The sequence below is a fragment of the Serratia sp. J2 genome (assembly GCF_046269175.1).
GTDB lineage: Bacteria > Pseudomonadota > Gammaproteobacteria > Enterobacterales > Enterobacteriaceae > Chania > Chania fonticola_C.
Map to the genome: position 1 here is coordinate 70071 of NZ_JBKABN010000007.1, position 15872 is coordinate 85942.

The window sequence follows — 15872 nt, forward strand, 5'->3', positions numbered from 1 at the left end:
AGTATTAAAGGCGGAAAACGAGTTCAACCGGCGCGTCCAAATCGCATTAACAAAGAAATTCGCGCGCAAGAAGTTCGCCTAACCGGCGTCGATGGCGAGCAGATTGGTATTGTCAGTCTGAATGAAGCTCTTGAAAAAGCTGAGGAAGCGGGTGTTGATTTAGTAGAGATCAGCCCAAATGCCGAACCGCCAGTTTGCCGGATCATGGATTACGGCAAATTCCTCTACGAGAAGAGCAAGTCGACCAAAGAACAGAAGAAGAAGCAAAAAGTTATCCAGGTTAAGGAAATCAAATTCCGTCCTGGCACCGATGATGGCGACTATCAGGTCAAACTACGCAACCTGATTCGCTTTCTGGAAGACGGCGATAAAGCCAAGATCACCCTGCGTTTCCGTGGGCGTGAAATGGCGCACCAGCAGATCGGTATGGAAGTGCTTAACCGCGTCCGTAAAGACCTGTGTGAAGATATTGATCTGGCAGTGGTCGAATCCTTCCCAACAAGGATCGAAGGCCGTCAGATGATTATGGTGCTCGCACCCAAGAAGAAACAGTAAGGCTTCCAAGTAATCGAACCCACGCCGTGCAAGCGTGCGTGGGTTTTATTCGCCTCACTGATTCGTTGTTTAACAATGCGAAGTGGATTTAATTAACATGCCAAAGATTAAAACTGTACGTGGTGCAGCCAAGCGCTTCAAAAAGACCGGCAGCGGTGGTTTTAAGCGCAAACATGCTAACCTGCGTCATATTCTGACCAAAAAAGCAACCAAGCGTAAACGTCATCTGCGTCCGAAAGGCATGGTGTCTAAAAACGATCTGGTCCTGGTTATCGCGTGCCTGCCGTACGCATAAGCCACATTTTTTGAATCTAGAATAAGACTTTAGGAGAGAGCATATGGCTCGCGTAAAACGTGGTGTAATTGCACGCGCACGTCACAAGAAAATACTGAAACAAGCGAAAGGTTACTACGGTGCCCGTTCGCGCGTTTATCGTGTTGCCTTCCAGGCAGTAATCAAAGCAGGTCAGTATGCTTACCGTGACCGTCGTCAACGTAAGCGTCAGTTCCGTCAGCTGTGGATTGCACGTATCAACGCAGCTGCTCGTCAGAACGGCTTGTCTTACAGCAAATTCATTAACGGCTTGAAAAAAGCTTCTATTGAAATTGACCGTAAGATCCTGGCTGACATCGCAGTATTCGACAAAGTGGCCTTTGGCGCACTGGTTGAAAAAGCGAAAGCAGCACTGGCGTAAGCTGGTTGAAAAGAGGGAGCTTGCTCCCTCTTTTACTGTTTGTTCTCAATACAGATATTGACTTTTATCGGCTGGCGCTATCACACTGGTTGCCAATCCATCGACAAGGTACTACCAACATGCACGCTGTTATTTTCCGCTTCTTTTTTTACTTTAGCGCCTGACTTCAGGAGGCTTTGCGCGTAAGAAAAGAAACGGAAAGTAGCGCCTAAGCCTCCCAAGTGGAGGCTTTTTTGTTTTTGGCCACCTTCTGCGCCTTTTGGGCCTGCGGCACTTGCTTGGCTACGGCTTGAAATTCTTTGAAGATCAACCAAAGGCGTGTTGGAATAATAGATAACAATTACTTAGGGCCACAAGGCCAGAGGAAGAGGAAAGCAATGTCACATCTCGCAGAGCTGGTTGCCAACGCCAAGGCAGCCGTAGAAGATGCCCAAGATGTTGCCGCGTTAGATTTGGTACGCGTCGAATATTTTGGCAAGAAAGGTCATTTTACCTTACAGATGCAGTCCCTGCGTGAAGTGCCAGCGGAAGATCGCCCGGCAGCCGGGGCGGTGATCAACCAGGCAAAACAGGAAGTTCAGGATGCGCTGAACGCGCGTAAGAACGCGTTGGAGTCTGCGGTGCTGAACGCCCGCCTGGCGGCAGAGACCATCGACGTCTCTCTGCCGGGGCGTCGCCTGGAGAACGGTGGCCTGCACCCGGTCACTCGCACCATCGATCGTATCGAAACCTTCTTTGGCGAACTGGGCTTCTCGGTAGAGACCGGCCCGGAAATCGAAGACGATTACCATAACTTCGACGCGCTGAATATCCCAGGGCATCACCCGGCCCGTGCCGATCACGATACCTTCTGGTTTGACGCGACGCGCCTGCTGCGTACCCAAACTTCTGGCGTGCAGATCCGCACAATGAAGAACCAGCAACCACCGATCCGTATCATCGCGCCGGGCCGTGTCTATCGTAACGACTACGATCAGACACATACGCCGATGTTCCACCAGATGGAAGGGCTGATCGTCGACAAGGACATCAGCTTCACCAACCTGAAAGGGACGCTGCACGATTTCCTGAACAACTTCTTTGAAGAAGACCTGCAGGTTCGTTTCCGTCCTTCCTATTTCCCGTTCACCGAACCTTCTGCCGAAGTAGATGTAATGGGCAAAAACGGTAAGTGGCTGGAAGTGTTGGGTTGCGGCATGGTGCACCCGAACGTACTGCGCAACGTGGGTATCGATCCGGAAATCTATTCCGGTTTTGCCTTCGGTATGGGTATGGAGCGCCTGACGATGCTGCGTTACGGCGTCACCGATCTGCGTGCGTTCTTCGAAAACGATCTGCGTTTCCTCAAACAGTTTAAGTAAGGCGGGAATATCACATGAAATTCAGTGAACTCTGGTTGCGCGAGTGGGTAAACCCGGCCATCAGCAGCGAAGCATTATCCGATCAAATCACCATGGCTGGCCTGGAAGTAGACGGCGTTGAGCCGGTGGCTGGCGTATTCAACGGTGTGGTCGTGGGCCACGTGGTGGAGTGCGGTCAACACCCGAACGCCGACAAACTGCGCGTAACCAAAGTCGACGTGGGCGGTGAGCGCCTGTTAGACATCGTTTGTGGTGCGCCAAACTGCCGCGTGGGTCTGAAAGTAGCCGTTGCTACTGTCGGAGCCGTACTGCCAGGCGATTTTAAAATCAAAGCCGCCAAGCTGCGTGGCGAGCCTTCTGAAGGCATGCTGTGTTCGTTCTCCGAACTGGCGATTTCAGACGATCATGACGGCATCATTGAGCTGCCTGCAGATGCGCCGATCGGCACCGATATCCGTGACTATCTGCAACTGAACGATAGCGCGATCGAAATCAGCGTTACGCCGAACCGTGCCGATTGCCTGGGTATCATTGGTGTCGCGCGCGACGTTGCCGTGCTGAACCAACTGCCGCTGACCGAGCCGGATATGAGCCCGGTTGCTGCCACCATCACCGACACCCTGCCAATCCGTGTAGAAGCCCCTCAGGCGTGCCCACGTTATCTTGGCCGCGTAGTGAAAGGCATCAACGTGAAGGCACCTTCACCACTGTGGATGCGTGAGAAGCTGCGTCGTGCTGGTATTCGCTCGATTGATGCCGTGGTCGACGTCACCAACTACGTGCTGATGGAGCTGGGCCAACCGATGCACGCCTTTGACCTCAATCGTATTGAGGGCGGTATTGTGGTGCGTATGGCCCACGAAGGTGAAACGCTGCGCCTGCTGGATGGCAACGAAGCCAAACTGCAGGCAGACACCCTGGTGATTGCCGATCAGCAAAAAGCGCTGGCCATGGGCGGCATCTTTGGTGGTGAGCACTCTGGCGTGAATGACGAAACCCAGGATGTGCTGCTGGAATGCGCCTTCTTCAGCCCGCTGTCGATTACTGGCCGTGCTCGTCGTCATGGTCTGCATACCGATGCTTCACATCGTTACGAGCGTGGCGTAGATCCGGCACTGCAACATAAAGCGATGGAGCGTGCTACACGCCTGCTGATCGACATCTGCGGTGGTCAGGCTGGCCCAATCATTGACGTTAGCGATGAAAGCACCTTACCTAAGCGTGCCACCATTGCGTTGCGCCGTGAAAAGCTGGATCGTCTGATTGGCCACGTAGTGCCAAGCGAGCAGGTGAGCGATATTCTGCGTCGCCTGGGTTGCCAGGTTACCGAGCAGGGCGACAACTGGCTGGCGGTGGCGCCAAGCTGGCGTTTCGATATGGAGATCGAAGAAGATTTGGTGGAAGAAGTGGCCCGTGTCTATGGCTACAACAACATCCCGGATGTGCCAGTGCGCGCCGATCTGGTGATGACCAAACACCGTGAATCCGATCTGACCCTGAAGCGCGTGAAGACCATGTTGGTCGATCATGGCTATCAGGAAGCAATTACTTACAGTTTTGTCGACCCGAAAGTGCAAGCGTTGCTGCACCCAGGTGAAGAAGCCCTGATCCTGCCAAGCCCTATCTCGGTAGAGATGTCTGCCATGCGTCTGTCACTGTGGACAGGCCTGCTTTCGGCGGTGGTTTATAACCAGAATCGCCAGCAAACTCGGGTGCGCCTGTTTGAAAGCGGCCTGCGCTTTGTCCCTGATACTGCGGCAAATCTGGGTATCCGTCAGGATGTCATGCTGGCCGGCGTAATTGCTGGGCATACCCATGATGAGCATTGGGATCTGGCAAGAAAGCCGGTGGACTTCTATGATTTGAAAGGGGATCTGGAATCGGTATTGGAGCTGACCGGTAAATTATCCGAAATTCAGTTCAAGGCAGAGTCCAATCCCGCCCTGCATCCTGGGCAAAGTGCGGCCATTTATTTACACGGCGAACGTGTCGGTTTCATCGGTGTGGTTCACCCAGAACTTGAACGTAAACTGGATCTTAACGGCCGTACTGTGGTATTTGAATTGGAGTGGAACAAGCTCGCAAGCCGCGCCGTGCCTCAGGCCCGTGAGGTTTCTCGCTTCCCTGCAAACCGCCGCGATATCGCCGTTGTAGTGGCTGAAAACGTCGCCGCAGAAGATATTTTGGCAGAGTGTAAGAAAGTTGGCGCAAATCAGGTAGTTGGCGTAAACTTGTTTGATGTGTACCGTGGCAAGGGCGTAGCTGAGGGTTATAAGAGCCTGGCTATCAGTCTGGTGTTGCAGGATACCGCCCGTACACTGGAAGAAGAGGAGATTGCCGCTACCGTTGCAAAATGTGTAGAGGCTCTAAAACAGCGATTCCAAGCATCCTTGAGGGATTGAACCTATGGCGCTTACTAAAGCTGAAATGTCAGAACACCTGTTTGAGAAGCTAGGGCTTAGCAAACGGGATGCCAAAGACCTGGTAGAACTGTTCTTTGAAGAGGTCCGTCGAGCTCTGGAGAACGGAGAACAGGTCAAGCTGTCTGGTTTTGGCAATTTTGATTTGCGAGACAAGAACCAACGTCCGGGACGCAACCCGAAAACCGGTGAGGACATTCCGATTACGGCGCGCCGCGTGGTCACTTTCCGTCCGGGACAGAAACTGAAAAGCCGGGTGGAGAACGCCAGCCCGAAAGAGTAGGTTATACAACGCCAAAAAGGCCGCGCAAGCGGCCTTTTTCTTTGGGCGGTTTACCAACCTCACAGGTCGGCGCTGCATGCTGTTCCCGTCTATTACCATCATTACCTCGATGACCGGCGGTGCCAGCCGCTGCTTTCACCACCATTCGTTCACTCAGTCCTTCCCCTAAACGTCCTAACCTCCTACTATTTGCTGCAAGACGTTATTTTCAGGTCGTTATCCTGGCCAGTAGGGAAGTTGTGTAGTTATGCCGAGCAGTCAGACCTTCACTTTGTTACAACAGTATCAACACCGTCGCGATAAACGCTATTTGACCTGGCTGACGCTGGGCGTCGTACTAGCGTTCGCCTTCAGCCTGAGCGCCGGGGATCTGTGGATCTGGCCTGCGCAGTGGTTGAGTGAACCTGCACAGCTGTTTGTCTGGCAATTGCGTCTGCCACGAGCGCTGGCGGTGATGCTGGTGGGGGCAAGCCTGGTGGTGGCGGGGGCGGCGATGCAGGCCCTGTTTGAGAACCCGCTGGCAGAACCTGGGCTGCTTGGCGTATCCAACGGTGCCGGAGTGGCGCTGGTGCTGACGGTGCTGTTCGGCAACGGCCTGCTGCCAGTGGCGCTGATGAGCATGAACGCCATCGCAGGCGCCCTGGTGATGACCTCCCTGTTGCTGATTTTTGCCCGCCGTCGTAGGTTGAGCAACGCACGTTTGCTGCTGGTAGGAGTCGCACTGGGGATTGTGTGCAGCGCGATTATGACTTGGGCCGTGTATTTCAGTTCGAGCCTCGACCTGCGGCAGCTAATGTACTGGATGATGGGCGGTTTCGGCGGGGTGGATTGGCGGCAGAAATGGCTGCTGTTAGCCTTGTTGCCGGCGCTGCTGTGGCTATGCGCGCAAGGCAAGGCGCTGAACTTGATGGCGCTTGGCGAGATGCAGGCCCGGCAGTTGGGCCTTTCCCTGCACATATGGCGTAATCTGCTGGTGCTGGCCATCGGCTGGCTGGTGGGAACCAGCGTGGCCTTGGCGGGTGTGATTGGCTTTATCGGCCTGGTGATCCCGCATATTTTGCGCCTCAGCGGTTTGACCAACCAACGTTATCTGTTACCTGGCTGCGCGCTGGCGGGCGCGGGCGTGCTGTTAGTGGCTGACGTGGTGGCGCGGATTGCGCTGTTTTCGGCAGAATTACCCATCGGCGTGGTTACTGCAACGCTGGGAGCCCCTCTTTTTATCTGGTTACTGGCCCGGACAAAAAGCGTAAGGTAAACCGGCTGCCGGTAATGACCGGCGGCGTTTTTCTGTCTCACCTGCAAATAAAACCAAAGGAAAACATCTGATGAGCAACCCCATTTATGCCATTCCCCTGCAAACCATTGAGAACCAATCTACCACACTGAACGCCTATGCCGGCAAAGTACTGCTGGTGGTCAACGTAGCGTCGGAATGCGGCCTGACCAAGCAATACGAAGGTCTGGAAAAACTTTATGAAACCTGGCGTGAGCAGGGTTTTGCGGTGTTGGGCTTCCCCTCTAATGAGTTTCTTGGTCAGGAGCCGGGCAGTAATGAAGAGATCCTGGCGTTTTGCCGGGGCACCTTTGGCGTCCAATTCCCGATGTTTGCCAAAATTGAAGTCAATGGTGAGGGCCGTCATCCGCTGTATCGGGAACTGATTGCCGCACAGCCAAAGGCCGTCGCACCAGAAGGCAGTGGTTTCCTGGAGCGGATGAGCAGCAAAGGCCGCGCGCCGAAGCACACTGGCGATATCCTGTGGAACTTTGAGAAATTCTTGATTGGCCGTGATGGTACGGTGATCCAACGCTTCTCACCGGATATGACGCCAGAAGACCCACAGGTGTCCGAGGCCATCAAACAGGCTTTGGCCAAGTAAAGGAGCGAACAGAGCCATGCTGCAACTCAGTGAGGTGGGGGTAGAAGGGCGATTAGTGCCGTTTTCTGGGCAGATCGCCGCTGGGTTGCAGGTGCACCTGATCGGCCCAAACGGCGCGGGTAAGAGTACGCTGTTGGCCAGATTGGCGGGTATGCTGCCAGGGCTTGGCGAAGTTCGGCTGTCTGGGCGTTTGCTGGAAGCGTATGCGGGGAATGAACTGGCAAGGCACCGGGCTTATCTGTGCCAGCAGCAGCCTCCGGTTGCGCTGATGCCGGTATTTCAATATCTCGCCTTACATCAGCCCGCCGGAGCGGACGAAAGCGAGCTGGAGAACGCCATCTTGTATTTGGCTCGTAGCCTGAAGCTGGCGGATAAATTATCCCGCATGCTGACTCAACTCTCCGGGGGGGAATGGCAGCGGGTGCGGTTGGCCGCAGTGCTATTGCAGGTTTGGCCGACAGTCAACCCGCGAAGCCAATTACTGCTGCTCGATGAACCGACCAACAGCCTGGATGTGGCGCAAAAGGTGGCACTCGATCGCCTGCTGCGCGAATTTTGCCAAAGTGGCCGCAGTGCACTGGTCTGCGCTCACGATCTTAATCATACCTTGCAACAGGCCGATCGAGTCTGGTTACTGCAAGCCGGACGGCTGGTGGCCGAGGGGATCACCCACGAGGTAATGGAGCCGGGGTTATTATCCAAGGTTTATGACGTGGATTTTCATCTGCAGGCGGTAGGGGAACAGCGCTGGATTATGACCAAAACGGCCTAGCGATGTTTAGCTGCTATTTTAACCGATTAAATGGAGGTTAAACGAAAAGTAAACGTGCTCGATATAATTACCCTGCAAGGGCGCAAATTCTCACGTTAATCTCACAAAATAAGATGGAAAATCCACGATTACCTGCTACGCTGAACGGGTTGAAAAAAAATAAGTAAAAAAATATAACTGCATAACTCAATGATTATGCAACTAATTATTGGTTCCTTGATGAAGAAGTTTTACAGAAGGTTTCCTGATAATAATTTCTCCCTTAAGGTTTAGTTAAGCTTGCCCAAGTACATTGGCAGTTAATCCACCAGTGATCATTCTTTGCGACGTTTACTATTCGTTAAATGTAAAAGTCTTACAGTGGCTTAAAGAAAATCTAGACGTTTGGGGTTTAATTATGGATCAATTCCTGCCTTTTTCACGCCCGGCAATTGGGGATGAAGAAATTGCGGCGGTAGAAAAGGTGTTGCGTTCTGGCTGGATCACCACCGGGCCGCAAAATCAGCAGTTGGAAAGCGAGTTTTGCCGAACTTTCGGCTGCAAGCATGCGGTTGCCGTCTGCTCTGCAACGGCGGGGATGCACATCACTCTGATGGCTCTGGATATCGGGCCAGGGGATGAAGTCATTACCCCTTCACAAACCTGGGTTTCCACCCTCAACATGATCGAATTGCTTGGCGCTACGCCGGTGATGATCGATGTTGACCGGGACACTTTGATGGTCAGTGCAGCCGATGTTGAGGCGGCCATCACCCCACGTACCAAAGCGATTATTCCCGTTCACTATGCGGGCGCACCATTACCGATGGATGAACTGCGCGCCGTGGCTGAACGCCACAACCTCCCCCTGATTGAAGATGCGGCTCACGCCGTAGGCACCCGTTTCAATGGTGAATGGGTGGGCGCGCGTGGTACTGCCATTTTCTCTTTCCACGCCATCAAAAACCTGACCTGTGCTGAAGGCGGCCTGATCGCGACCGATGACGATGAACTGGCCGATCGCGTCCGCTGCCTGAAGTTCCACGGCCTGGGTGTTGACGCTTTTGACCGCCAACTGCAGGGGCGTAAGCCGCAGGCAGAAGTGGTTGAACCTGGCTACAAATACAACCTGTCAGATATTCATGCGGCGATCGCTGTGGTGCAGCTGGCGCGTTTGCCAGAGTTGAACGCCCGGCGCAAGGTGCTGGCGGAACGTTACCTGGCCGCGCTGCAAGATTCGCCTTTCCAGCCGTTGGGGTTACCAGATTATCCGCACGATCACGCCTGGCACCTGTTTATGGTGCGTGTTGATGAACAACGTTGCGGCATTGGGCGCGATCAACTGATGGAACGGCTGAAAGAAGTTGGGGTCGGCACCGGTCTGCATTTCCGCGCCGCCCATACGCAAAAATTCTACCGCGAACGTTACCCACAGCTGTCACTGCCCAATACCGAATGGAACTCGGCACGCCTGTGCACTTTACCGCTGTTCCCAGATATGACCGAAGCCGATGTCGATCGCGTGGTCAATGCCTTGTCTTCCGTATTGGAGTCTTCCCGTGTCTCGCGCTGAACCTATTAGCAAAGTTTCGGTGGTGATCCCGGTGTACAACGAGCAGGAGAGTTTACCTGCCTTGTTGGAGCGCACCACCGCCGCCTGTAAACAACTATTGCAACCTTACGAAATTATTCTGATTGATGATGGCAGCAGCGACAACTCTGCCGCCATGCTGACCGCCGCGGCGGAACAGCCTGATAGCTGCATTATTGCCGTGTTGCTGAACCGTAACTACGGCCAGCATTCCGCCATCATGGCGGGCTTCAATCAGGTCAGTGGCGATCTGGTGATCACCCTGGATGCCGATTTGCAAAACCCGCCGGAGGAAATTCCCCGTCTGGTCAGCGTCGCGGAAGAGGGTTATGACGTGGTGGGTACCGTGCGTGCCAACCGTCAGGACTCCTGGTTCCGCAAGACGGCCTCCCGCATGATCAATATGATGATCCAGCGCGCGACCGGTAAATCCATGGGCGACTATGGATGCATGCTGCGTGCCTATCGTCGCCATATCATCGAAGCGATGCTGCATTGCCATGAGCGCAGTACCTTTATTCCGATCCTGGCCAACACCTTTGCTCGCCGTACCACGGAGATCGAGGTGCGTCACGCTGAACGCGAGTTCGGTGACTCCAAATATAGCCTGATGAAGCTGATCAACCTGATGTATGACCTGATCACCTGCCTGACCACCACGCCGCTGCGTCTGCTTAGCGTGATAGGCAGCGTGATTGCACTGTCGGGCTTCGTGCTGGCGGTGTTGTTGATCGTGCTGCGCTTGGTCTTGGGGCCAGAATGGGCGGCAGGCGGAGTCTTCACGCTGTTTGCAGTGTTATTCACCTTTATCGGTGCACAGTTTGTCGGTATGGGATTGTTAGGGGAGTACATCGGCCGGATTTATAACGACGTCCGTGCTCGTCCCCGCTATTTTGTCCAGAAAGTGGTCGGCGCCAAGCCAACCCAAAATACTCAGGAAGAAGAATGATGAAAGCTATTGTATTTGCTTACCATGATATCGGCTGCGCAGGCTTGAAAGCGCTGACAGAAGCGGGTTATGACGTACAGGCCGTATTTACCCATACCGATGATCCAGGTGAAAACAACTTCTTCTCTTCCGTTGCTCGCCAGGGTGCTGAACTGGAGCTGCCGGTGTATGCACCGGAAGATGTCAATCATCCGTTGTGGGTTGAGCGTATCCGTGAGCTACAGCCGGATATCATTTTCTCTTTCTACTACCGCAATATGTTGAGCGATGAGATCCTGTCTCTGGCTCCAAAAGGTGGTTTTAACCTGCATGGTTCACTGTTGCCACGCTACCGTGGCCGCGCGCCGATCAACTGGGCGCTGGTGAACGGCGAAACCGAAACCGGTGCCACGCTGCACAAGATGGTCAAACGTCCGGATGCCGGTGATATCGTAGGTCAGCATAAAGTGGCGATTTCCGATCAGGACACCGCACTGACGCTGCACAAAAAAGTGTTGGAAGCGGCGCAGATCGTCTTGAAAGAACAACTGCCGAAACTGAAAAACGGTACGGCCAGCCTGACGGTGCAAAACGAAGCGGATGCCAGCTATTTTGGCCGCCGTACCGCTGCTGATGGTGAGATCCAGTGGCACAAGTCTGCTCATGAAATCAACAACCTGGTGCGAGCTGTCACCGAACCTTATCCGGGCGCATTCAGCTATCTGGGGCAGCGCAAGGTGATCGTTTGGCGCGCACGCGTTCTGGATACCGCGCATGATAAGCAGCCAGGCACGGTGCTGAGCACCACCCCACTGGTAATTGCCTGTGGTGAAGGTGCGCTGGAAATCGTGGCTGGCCAAAGCGAGTCTGGTTTGTATGTGCAAGGCAGCCGCCTGGCAGCGGAAATGGGCATGGTGAGCGACGTACGTCTGGCTGCCAAACCAAGCTCTGTGATGAAGCGCCGGACCCGCGTGCTGATCCTGGGTGTCAATGGCTTTATCGGCAACCATCTCACCGAACGTCTGCTGCGCGAAGACCGCTACGATATCTACGGTCTGGATATCGGCTCTGACGCCATCAGCCGCTTCCTGGATAACCCGCGCTTCCACTTTGTGGAAGGGGATATCAGCATTCATTCCGAGTGGATCGAGTATCACATCAAGAAGTGCGACGTGGTACTGCCACTGGTGGCAATCGCCACACCGATCGAATACACCCGTAATCCGCTGCGCGTGTTCGAGTTGGATTTCGAAGAAAACCTGAAAATCGTCCGCGACTGTGTGAAATACAACAAACGCATCATCTTCCCGTCCACTTCAGAAGTTTATGGCATGTGTGACGATAAAGAGTTTGATGAGGACACCTCGCGCCTGATCGTCGGGCCAATCAATAAACAGCGCTGGATCTATTCGGTCTCCAAACAGCTGTTGGACCGGGTTATCTGGGCTTACGGGGCCAAAGAAGGCCTGAAGTTCACGCTGTTCCGTCCGTTTAACTGGATGGGGCCACGCCTGGATAACCTGGATGCGGCACGTATCGGCTCATCGCGTGCAATCACCCAGTTGATCCTGAATCTGGTCGAAGGCTCACCGATCAAGCTGGTGGACGGTGGGGCGCAGAAACGTTGCTTTACCGATATCAACGACGGTATTGAAGCGCTGTATCGCATTATTGAAAACCGCGATGGCCAATGTGATGGTCAGATCGTCAACATCGGCAACCCAACCAACGAAGCCAGTATTCGTGAGCTGGCGGAAATGCTGTTGGCCAGCTTCAATGAACATCCGCTGCGCGGCAATTTCCCGCCGTTTGCCGGTTTCAAGGACGTGGAAAGCAGCAGCTACTACGGCAAAGGGTATCAGGACGTTGAGCACCGTACGCCAAGCATCAAGAACGCGCGCCGCCTGCTGGGCTGGCAGCCGACGATCGCCATGCAGCAAACCGTTGCCGAAACTCTGGACTACTTCCTGCGTACCACGGTAAAGGAAGGTGATGGTGCATGAGGAAGGTCGGCCTGCGAGTTGATGTAGACACCTTTAGCGGTACCCGTGAAGGGGTGCCGCGCCTGCTGGAACTGTTTGCCAAGTACGATATTCAGGCCAGCTTCTTCTTCAGCGTCGGGCCGGACAACATGGGGCGCCACTTGTGGCGCCTGCTTCGTCCCCAATTCCTGCTGAAAATGCTACGTTCCAAGGCCGCCTCCCTGTACGGCTGGGATATCCTGCTGGCGGGGACCGCGTGGCCTGGGAGGAATATTTCCCGATCTTTGGGGCCGTTGATGAAACGCACGTTGGAGATGGGCCACGAAGTGGGTTTGCATGCCTGGGATCATCAAGGGTGGCAGGCCAAGGTGGGGAAGTGGTCCAAACCCGAGTTGACGCACCAGGTTCAGTTGGGCGTTGATGCGCTGTCAAACGCGATCGGTCAACCGGTCCGATTTTCGGCGGTGGCGGGGTGGCGTGCCGATCAGCGCGTCGTGGAGGTTAAGCAAGGTTTTAGTTTCGAGTATAACAGTGATTGCCGTGGCACCCACCCGTTCCGTCCGCTATTAGAGAATGGCCAACCGGGCACGGTGCAAATCCCCGTGACTCTTCCAACCTTTGATGAGGTGATTGGTCGTGAGACCAGCATGGCGGATTTCAATGATTATATTTTGCGAGCGATAGAAAACGATCGTGGGGTGCCTGTGTACACCATACATACCGAGGTGGAAGGCATGTCGCAGTCGGCCATGTTCGAACAACTGTTACAGCGTGCAAAACAGCAAGGTATCGAGTTCTGCCCGCTGAGTGCATTGCTGCCCCAAGATGTGTCATCACTGCCGTTAGGCCGCATTACTCGCGCACCATTTCCTGGCCGAGAAGGCTGGTTGGGTTATCAAACCGAAGTTGGGGGAGAAAAGGTTTCATGAAAGCGTTGAAAGGATCCTGGGCCATTGTATTGGCCATTTTTTTTGCCCTGGTGTATCTGCTGCCGGTGAATGGGCGGCTGCTATGGCAGCCGGATGAAACCCGCTACGCCGAAATTAGCCGTGAAATGCTGGCGCGCGGAGATTGGATAGTGCCTAACCTGCTAGGCCTGCGCTATTTTGAAAAACCGGTTGCCGGTTACTGGTTTAACAACATTAGCCAGTGGTTGTTCGGCGATAGTAACTTTGCCGTGCGCTTTGGCTCGATATTCAGCACGGGTCTGACTGCCTTGCTGGTCTTTGCTCTGGCCTGGCTGATGTGGAAAAATGCGCGTCGTGCCTATCTGGCGGTGCTGATCTTCCTGTCGATGGTGCTGGTATTCAGTATCGGCACTTACAGCGTGCTCGATCCGATGATCTCGCTGTGGCTGACGGCAGCCATGGTCAGTTATTACCTGACGCTGAAAGCCTCCACAGCCAAAGGTAAGCTGGGTGCCTATGTGTTGCTCGGGCTGGCCTGTGGTATGGGCTTTATGACCAAAGGCTTCCTGGCGCTGGCGGTGCCGGTGATTGCCGTTATCCCCATTGTTATTCAGCAGCGTAAGGTCAAAGATCTGTTCTGCTATGGGCCAGTGGCGATTGTGGTGGCGGTACTGCTCAGCCTGCCGTGGGCGCTGGCGGTGGCTCAACGAGAGCCGGACTATTGGAACTACTTCTTCTGGGTGGAGCATATTCAGCGCTTTGCCGAAGACAATGCCCAGCATAAGGCACCTTTTTGGTATTACATCCCGATCCTGATCGCTGCGGTACTGCCGTGGTTGGGGTTATTGCCAGGTTCCCTGCTCAAGGGATGGCGTGAGCGTGTGCAGCGCCCGGAGCTGTTTTTCCTGTTGAGCTGGGTGGTGATGCCGCTGATCTTCTTCAGCATCGCCAAAGGCAAGTTGCCTACCTATATTCTGCCTTGCATGGCGCCGTTGGCACTGCTGATGGCGGCTTACGCCGAGGATTGCGCGGGGCAGTTACGTACTCGGGTATTCAAGATGAATGCCGTGCTAAATGGCCTGTTTGGGCTGATTGGCATTATCGCGTTGTTGCTCATCGGCTCAGGTGTGTTACCTAAAGTGCATCTGTTTACCGCCGATGAGTGGCCGAAAATCGTGCTCGGCCTGATTGCCTTTGGTGGTTGGCTGCTGTTTGCCGTGATTTCCGCTCGTGATAACGCGAAACGCTGGACCTGGGCGGCCGCTTGCCCGCTGCTGCTTTGTCTGTTGATCGGTTACGCTATTCCGCAACAGGTGATCGACTCCAAGCAGCCGCAAAACTTCATTCGTGAGAATATAGCTACGCTCAGCCAGAGCCAGTTTGTGCTGGCCGATCGCGTGGGTATCGCTGCAGGCCTGGCCTGGGAACTGAAACGCAGCGATGTGCTGATGTACGGTGAAAAAGGCGAGCTTACTTATGGCTTGGCGTATCCCGATGCGCGCGGCCACTATATCAGCGAAGAAGATTTTGCTGGCTGGTTGGCTGAGGCTCGCAAACAAGGGGATGTGTCACTGATCATGCAACTCTCCCGTGGTGAGCACGTGCCGACAGATTTGCCAACGCCAGACAGCGTTGTCGAGATGCATCGCATGGCATTGGTATGGTACAAGCAGCAGCCATGATGGCGTATTTATTGGTGATCCTGGTTAGCCTGTTCACCTGTGCGGGGCAGCTGTGTCAGAAGCAGGCTGCCCTTACCTGGCAACAGGCTGGCGAGCGGCGACGGGCTTTAACGCTGCGCTGGTTGGCGCTGGCAGTATTGTTATTGGGGCTGGGCATGCTGGTGTGGCTAAATGTATTGCAGCGCCTGCCGCTCAGCTTGGCCTATCCGATGCTGAGCCTCAACTTTGTCCTGGTGACGCTGGCGGCACGCTGGTTGTTTAACGAGCCGACCACGGTGCGCCACTGGTGCGGCGTGGCGTCGATTATGCTGGGGATCCTGATGATGAGTCTGCAATCATGAAAGGTTATCTTTGGGGGGCGGGCAGCGTTCTGTTAGTCACGTTGGCCCAGCTGTTGATGAAATGGGGGATGGGGCAGATCCCGCTGTTGTCCTTTGCCGATGTTACCTGGCCGTTACTCAACCAGTATGGAATGGCCTTGCTGGCGGTGGCCGCCGGGATTTTCGGCTATGGATTATCAATGCTGTGCTGGTTCTTTGCGCTTCATTACCTGCCGCTGAACCGGGCTTATCCGCTGTTGAGCGTCAGTTATGCGCTGGTTTACCTGGCGGCGGTGATCCTGCCCTGGTTTAATGAATCGGCCACCTTGCTTAAAACGCTGGGGACAGTGTTTATTCTGTTCGGCGTCTGGTTGATTAATAGCCATCGGGCGGAAAAAAACCGTTAATAGCGGAAAAAACGCTGTCGATTCGAATATCTCACGCACAAAGCTTGCCTTTTTATTATCTTGGGCGATAAATTAACGCCAAACAGCATTCTCCTTACCTGGAGTGGCGTGG

General features: G+C 54.4%; 17 protein-coding genes and 1 other annotated feature. All 17 genes read left to right on the forward strand.

From position 1 onward, the window contains the following. Positions 1-3: 3 nt before the first annotated feature. The 17 genes from infC to arnF all read left to right on the forward strand — a co-directional run bounded on the left by infC (position 4) and on the right by arnF (position 15760). Entirely contained in the window at positions 4-555 is a 552-nt protein-coding gene (gene infC, locus ACKWMY_RS09555; protein WP_071683678.1) for a translation initiation factor IF-3, read from the forward strand. A gap of 97 nt (positions 556-652) precedes the next feature. Next, positions 653-850, forward strand: a complete 198-nt coding sequence (gene rpmI, locus ACKWMY_RS09560) for a 50S ribosomal protein L35 (RefSeq protein WP_024485856.1) — start codon at positions 653-655, stop codon at positions 848-850. A gap of 43 nt (positions 851-893) precedes the next feature. Beyond that, positions 894-1250, forward strand: a complete 357-nt coding sequence (gene rplT / locus ACKWMY_RS09565; protein WP_004963673.1) for a 50S ribosomal protein L20 — start codon at positions 894-896, stop codon at positions 1248-1250. A gap of 113 nt (positions 1251-1363) precedes the next feature. Then, positions 1364-1488, forward strand: a sequence feature (Phe leader region). Next, on the forward strand, positions 1370-1414 hold the full coding sequence (gene pheM / locus ACKWMY_RS09570; RefSeq protein WP_121608962.1) for a pheST operon leader peptide PheM: 45 nt from the start codon (positions 1370-1372) through the stop codon (positions 1412-1414). Its footprint overlaps the feature before it by 45 nt. Positions 1489-1627: 139 nt before the next feature. Beyond that, positions 1628-2611 carry a phenylalanine--tRNA ligase subunit alpha gene (pheS, locus tag ACKWMY_RS09575; protein ID WP_021804595.1) on the forward strand — a complete coding sequence of 328 codons (984 nt, stop codon included), beginning with the start codon at positions 1628-1630 and terminating at the stop codon, positions 2609-2611. Between the two features lie 14 nt (positions 2612-2625). Continuing rightward, positions 2626-5013 (forward strand): phenylalanine--tRNA ligase subunit beta, encoded by a 2388-nt coding sequence (gene pheT, locus ACKWMY_RS09580; protein WP_024530017.1) that lies wholly within the window; start codon positions 2626-2628, stop codon positions 5011-5013. Positions 5014-5017: 4 nt separating this feature from the next. Then, the gene (ihfA, locus tag ACKWMY_RS09585; RefSeq protein WP_004943604.1) at positions 5018-5314 is read left to right on the forward strand and encodes an integration host factor subunit alpha; all 297 of its coding nucleotides are present in this window, start codon (positions 5018-5020) and stop codon (positions 5312-5314) included. A 247-nt stretch (positions 5315-5561) separates the two neighbouring features. Then, positions 5562-6569: a vitamin B12 ABC transporter permease BtuC gene (btuC, locus tag ACKWMY_RS09590; RefSeq protein WP_409486231.1), complete on the forward strand. Its 1008-nt coding sequence runs from the start codon at positions 5562-5564 to the stop codon at positions 6567-6569. Between the two features lie 70 nt (positions 6570-6639). Then, entirely contained in the window at positions 6640-7191 is a 552-nt protein-coding gene (locus ACKWMY_RS09595; RefSeq protein ID WP_409486232.1) for a glutathione peroxidase, read from the forward strand. A 16-nt stretch (positions 7192-7207) separates the two neighbouring features. After that, a complete protein-coding gene (gene btuD, locus ACKWMY_RS09600; protein ID WP_024530014.1) occupies positions 7208-7963 on the forward strand; it encodes a vitamin B12 ABC transporter ATP-binding protein BtuD in 756 nt (251 codons plus the stop codon). Between the two features lie 397 nt (positions 7964-8360). Then, a complete protein-coding gene (arnB, locus tag ACKWMY_RS09605) occupies positions 8361-9515 on the forward strand; it encodes a UDP-4-amino-4-deoxy-L-arabinose aminotransferase (protein ID WP_024530013.1) in 1155 nt (384 codons plus the stop codon). Further along, on the forward strand, positions 9502-10482 hold the full coding sequence (arnC, locus tag ACKWMY_RS09610) for an undecaprenyl-phosphate 4-deoxy-4-formamido-L-arabinose transferase (protein WP_024530012.1): 981 nt from the start codon (positions 9502-9504) through the stop codon (positions 10480-10482). The genes arnB and arnC overlap by 14 nt, the downstream gene beginning before the upstream one ends. Next, positions 10482-12464, forward strand: coding sequence for a bifunctional UDP-4-amino-4-deoxy-L-arabinose formyltransferase/UDP-glucuronic acid oxidase ArnA (arnA, locus tag ACKWMY_RS09615; RefSeq protein ID WP_024530011.1), 1983 nt, complete (start codon positions 10482-10484; stop codon positions 12462-12464). Before arnC ends, arnA begins: the two co-directional genes overlap by 1 nt. After that, positions 12461-13372, forward strand: a complete 912-nt coding sequence (gene arnD / locus ACKWMY_RS09620; RefSeq protein ID WP_024530010.1) for a 4-deoxy-4-formamido-L-arabinose-phosphoundecaprenol deformylase — start codon at positions 12461-12463, stop codon at positions 13370-13372. The genes arnA and arnD overlap by 4 nt, the downstream gene beginning before the upstream one ends. Further along, on the forward strand, positions 13369-15033 hold the full coding sequence (gene arnT, locus ACKWMY_RS09625) for a lipid IV(A) 4-amino-4-deoxy-L-arabinosyltransferase (RefSeq protein ID WP_074031019.1): 1665 nt from the start codon (positions 13369-13371) through the stop codon (positions 15031-15033). Before arnD ends, arnT begins: the two co-directional genes overlap by 4 nt. Continuing rightward, positions 15030-15374 (forward strand): 4-amino-4-deoxy-L-arabinose-phosphoundecaprenol flippase subunit ArnE, encoded by a 345-nt coding sequence (gene arnE / locus ACKWMY_RS09630; RefSeq protein ID WP_024530008.1) that lies wholly within the window; start codon positions 15030-15032, stop codon positions 15372-15374. Before arnT ends, arnE begins: the two co-directional genes overlap by 4 nt. Continuing rightward, entirely contained in the window at positions 15371-15760 is a 390-nt protein-coding gene (gene arnF, locus ACKWMY_RS09635) for a 4-amino-4-deoxy-L-arabinose-phosphoundecaprenol flippase subunit ArnF (RefSeq protein WP_024530007.1), read from the forward strand. The genes arnE and arnF overlap by 4 nt, the downstream gene beginning before the upstream one ends. Positions 15761-15872: the final 112 nt, after the last annotated feature.

Bases quoted from the DNA above. Each gene is read 5' to 3' on its own strand.
- pheS (WP_021804595.1), top strand. From the start codon at position 1,628: ATGTCACATCTCGCAGAGCTGGTTGCCAACGCCAAGGCAGCCGTAGAA.
- ihfA (WP_004943604.1), top strand. From the start codon at position 5,018: ATGGCGCTTACTAAAGCTGAAATGTCAGAACACCTGTTTGAGAAGCTA.
- arnE (WP_024530008.1), top strand. From the start codon at position 15,030: ATGATGGCGTATTTATTGGTGATCCTGGTTAGCCTGTTCACCTGTGCG.
- arnF (WP_024530007.1), top strand. From the start codon at position 15,371: ATGAAAGGTTATCTTTGGGGGGCGGGCAGCGTTCTGTTAGTCACGTTG.
- arnA (WP_024530011.1), top strand. From the start codon at position 10,482: ATGAAAGCTATTGTATTTGCTTACCATGATATCGGCTGCGCAGGCTTG.
- rplT (WP_004963673.1), top strand. From the start codon at position 894: ATGGCTCGCGTAAAACGTGGTGTAATTGCACGCGCACGTCACAAGAAA.
- ACKWMY_RS09595 (WP_409486232.1), top strand. From the start codon at position 6,640: ATGAGCAACCCCATTTATGCCATTCCCCTGCAAACCATTGAGAACCAA.
- rpmI (WP_024485856.1), top strand. From the start codon at position 653: ATGCCAAAGATTAAAACTGTACGTGGTGCAGCCAAGCGCTTCAAAAAG.
- btuC (WP_409486231.1), top strand. From the start codon at position 5,562: ATGCCGAGCAGTCAGACCTTCACTTTGTTACAACAGTATCAACACCGT.
- arnT (WP_074031019.1), top strand. From the start codon at position 13,369: ATGAAAGCGTTGAAAGGATCCTGGGCCATTGTATTGGCCATTTTTTTT.
- arnB (WP_024530013.1), top strand. From the start codon at position 8,361: ATGGATCAATTCCTGCCTTTTTCACGCCCGGCAATTGGGGATGAAGAA.
- btuD (WP_024530014.1), top strand. From the start codon at position 7,208: ATGCTGCAACTCAGTGAGGTGGGGGTAGAAGGGCGATTAGTGCCGTTT.
- arnD (WP_024530010.1), top strand. From the start codon at position 12,461: ATGAGGAAGGTCGGCCTGCGAGTTGATGTAGACACCTTTAGCGGTACC.
- pheT (WP_024530017.1), top strand. From the start codon at position 2,626: ATGAAATTCAGTGAACTCTGGTTGCGCGAGTGGGTAAACCCGGCCATC.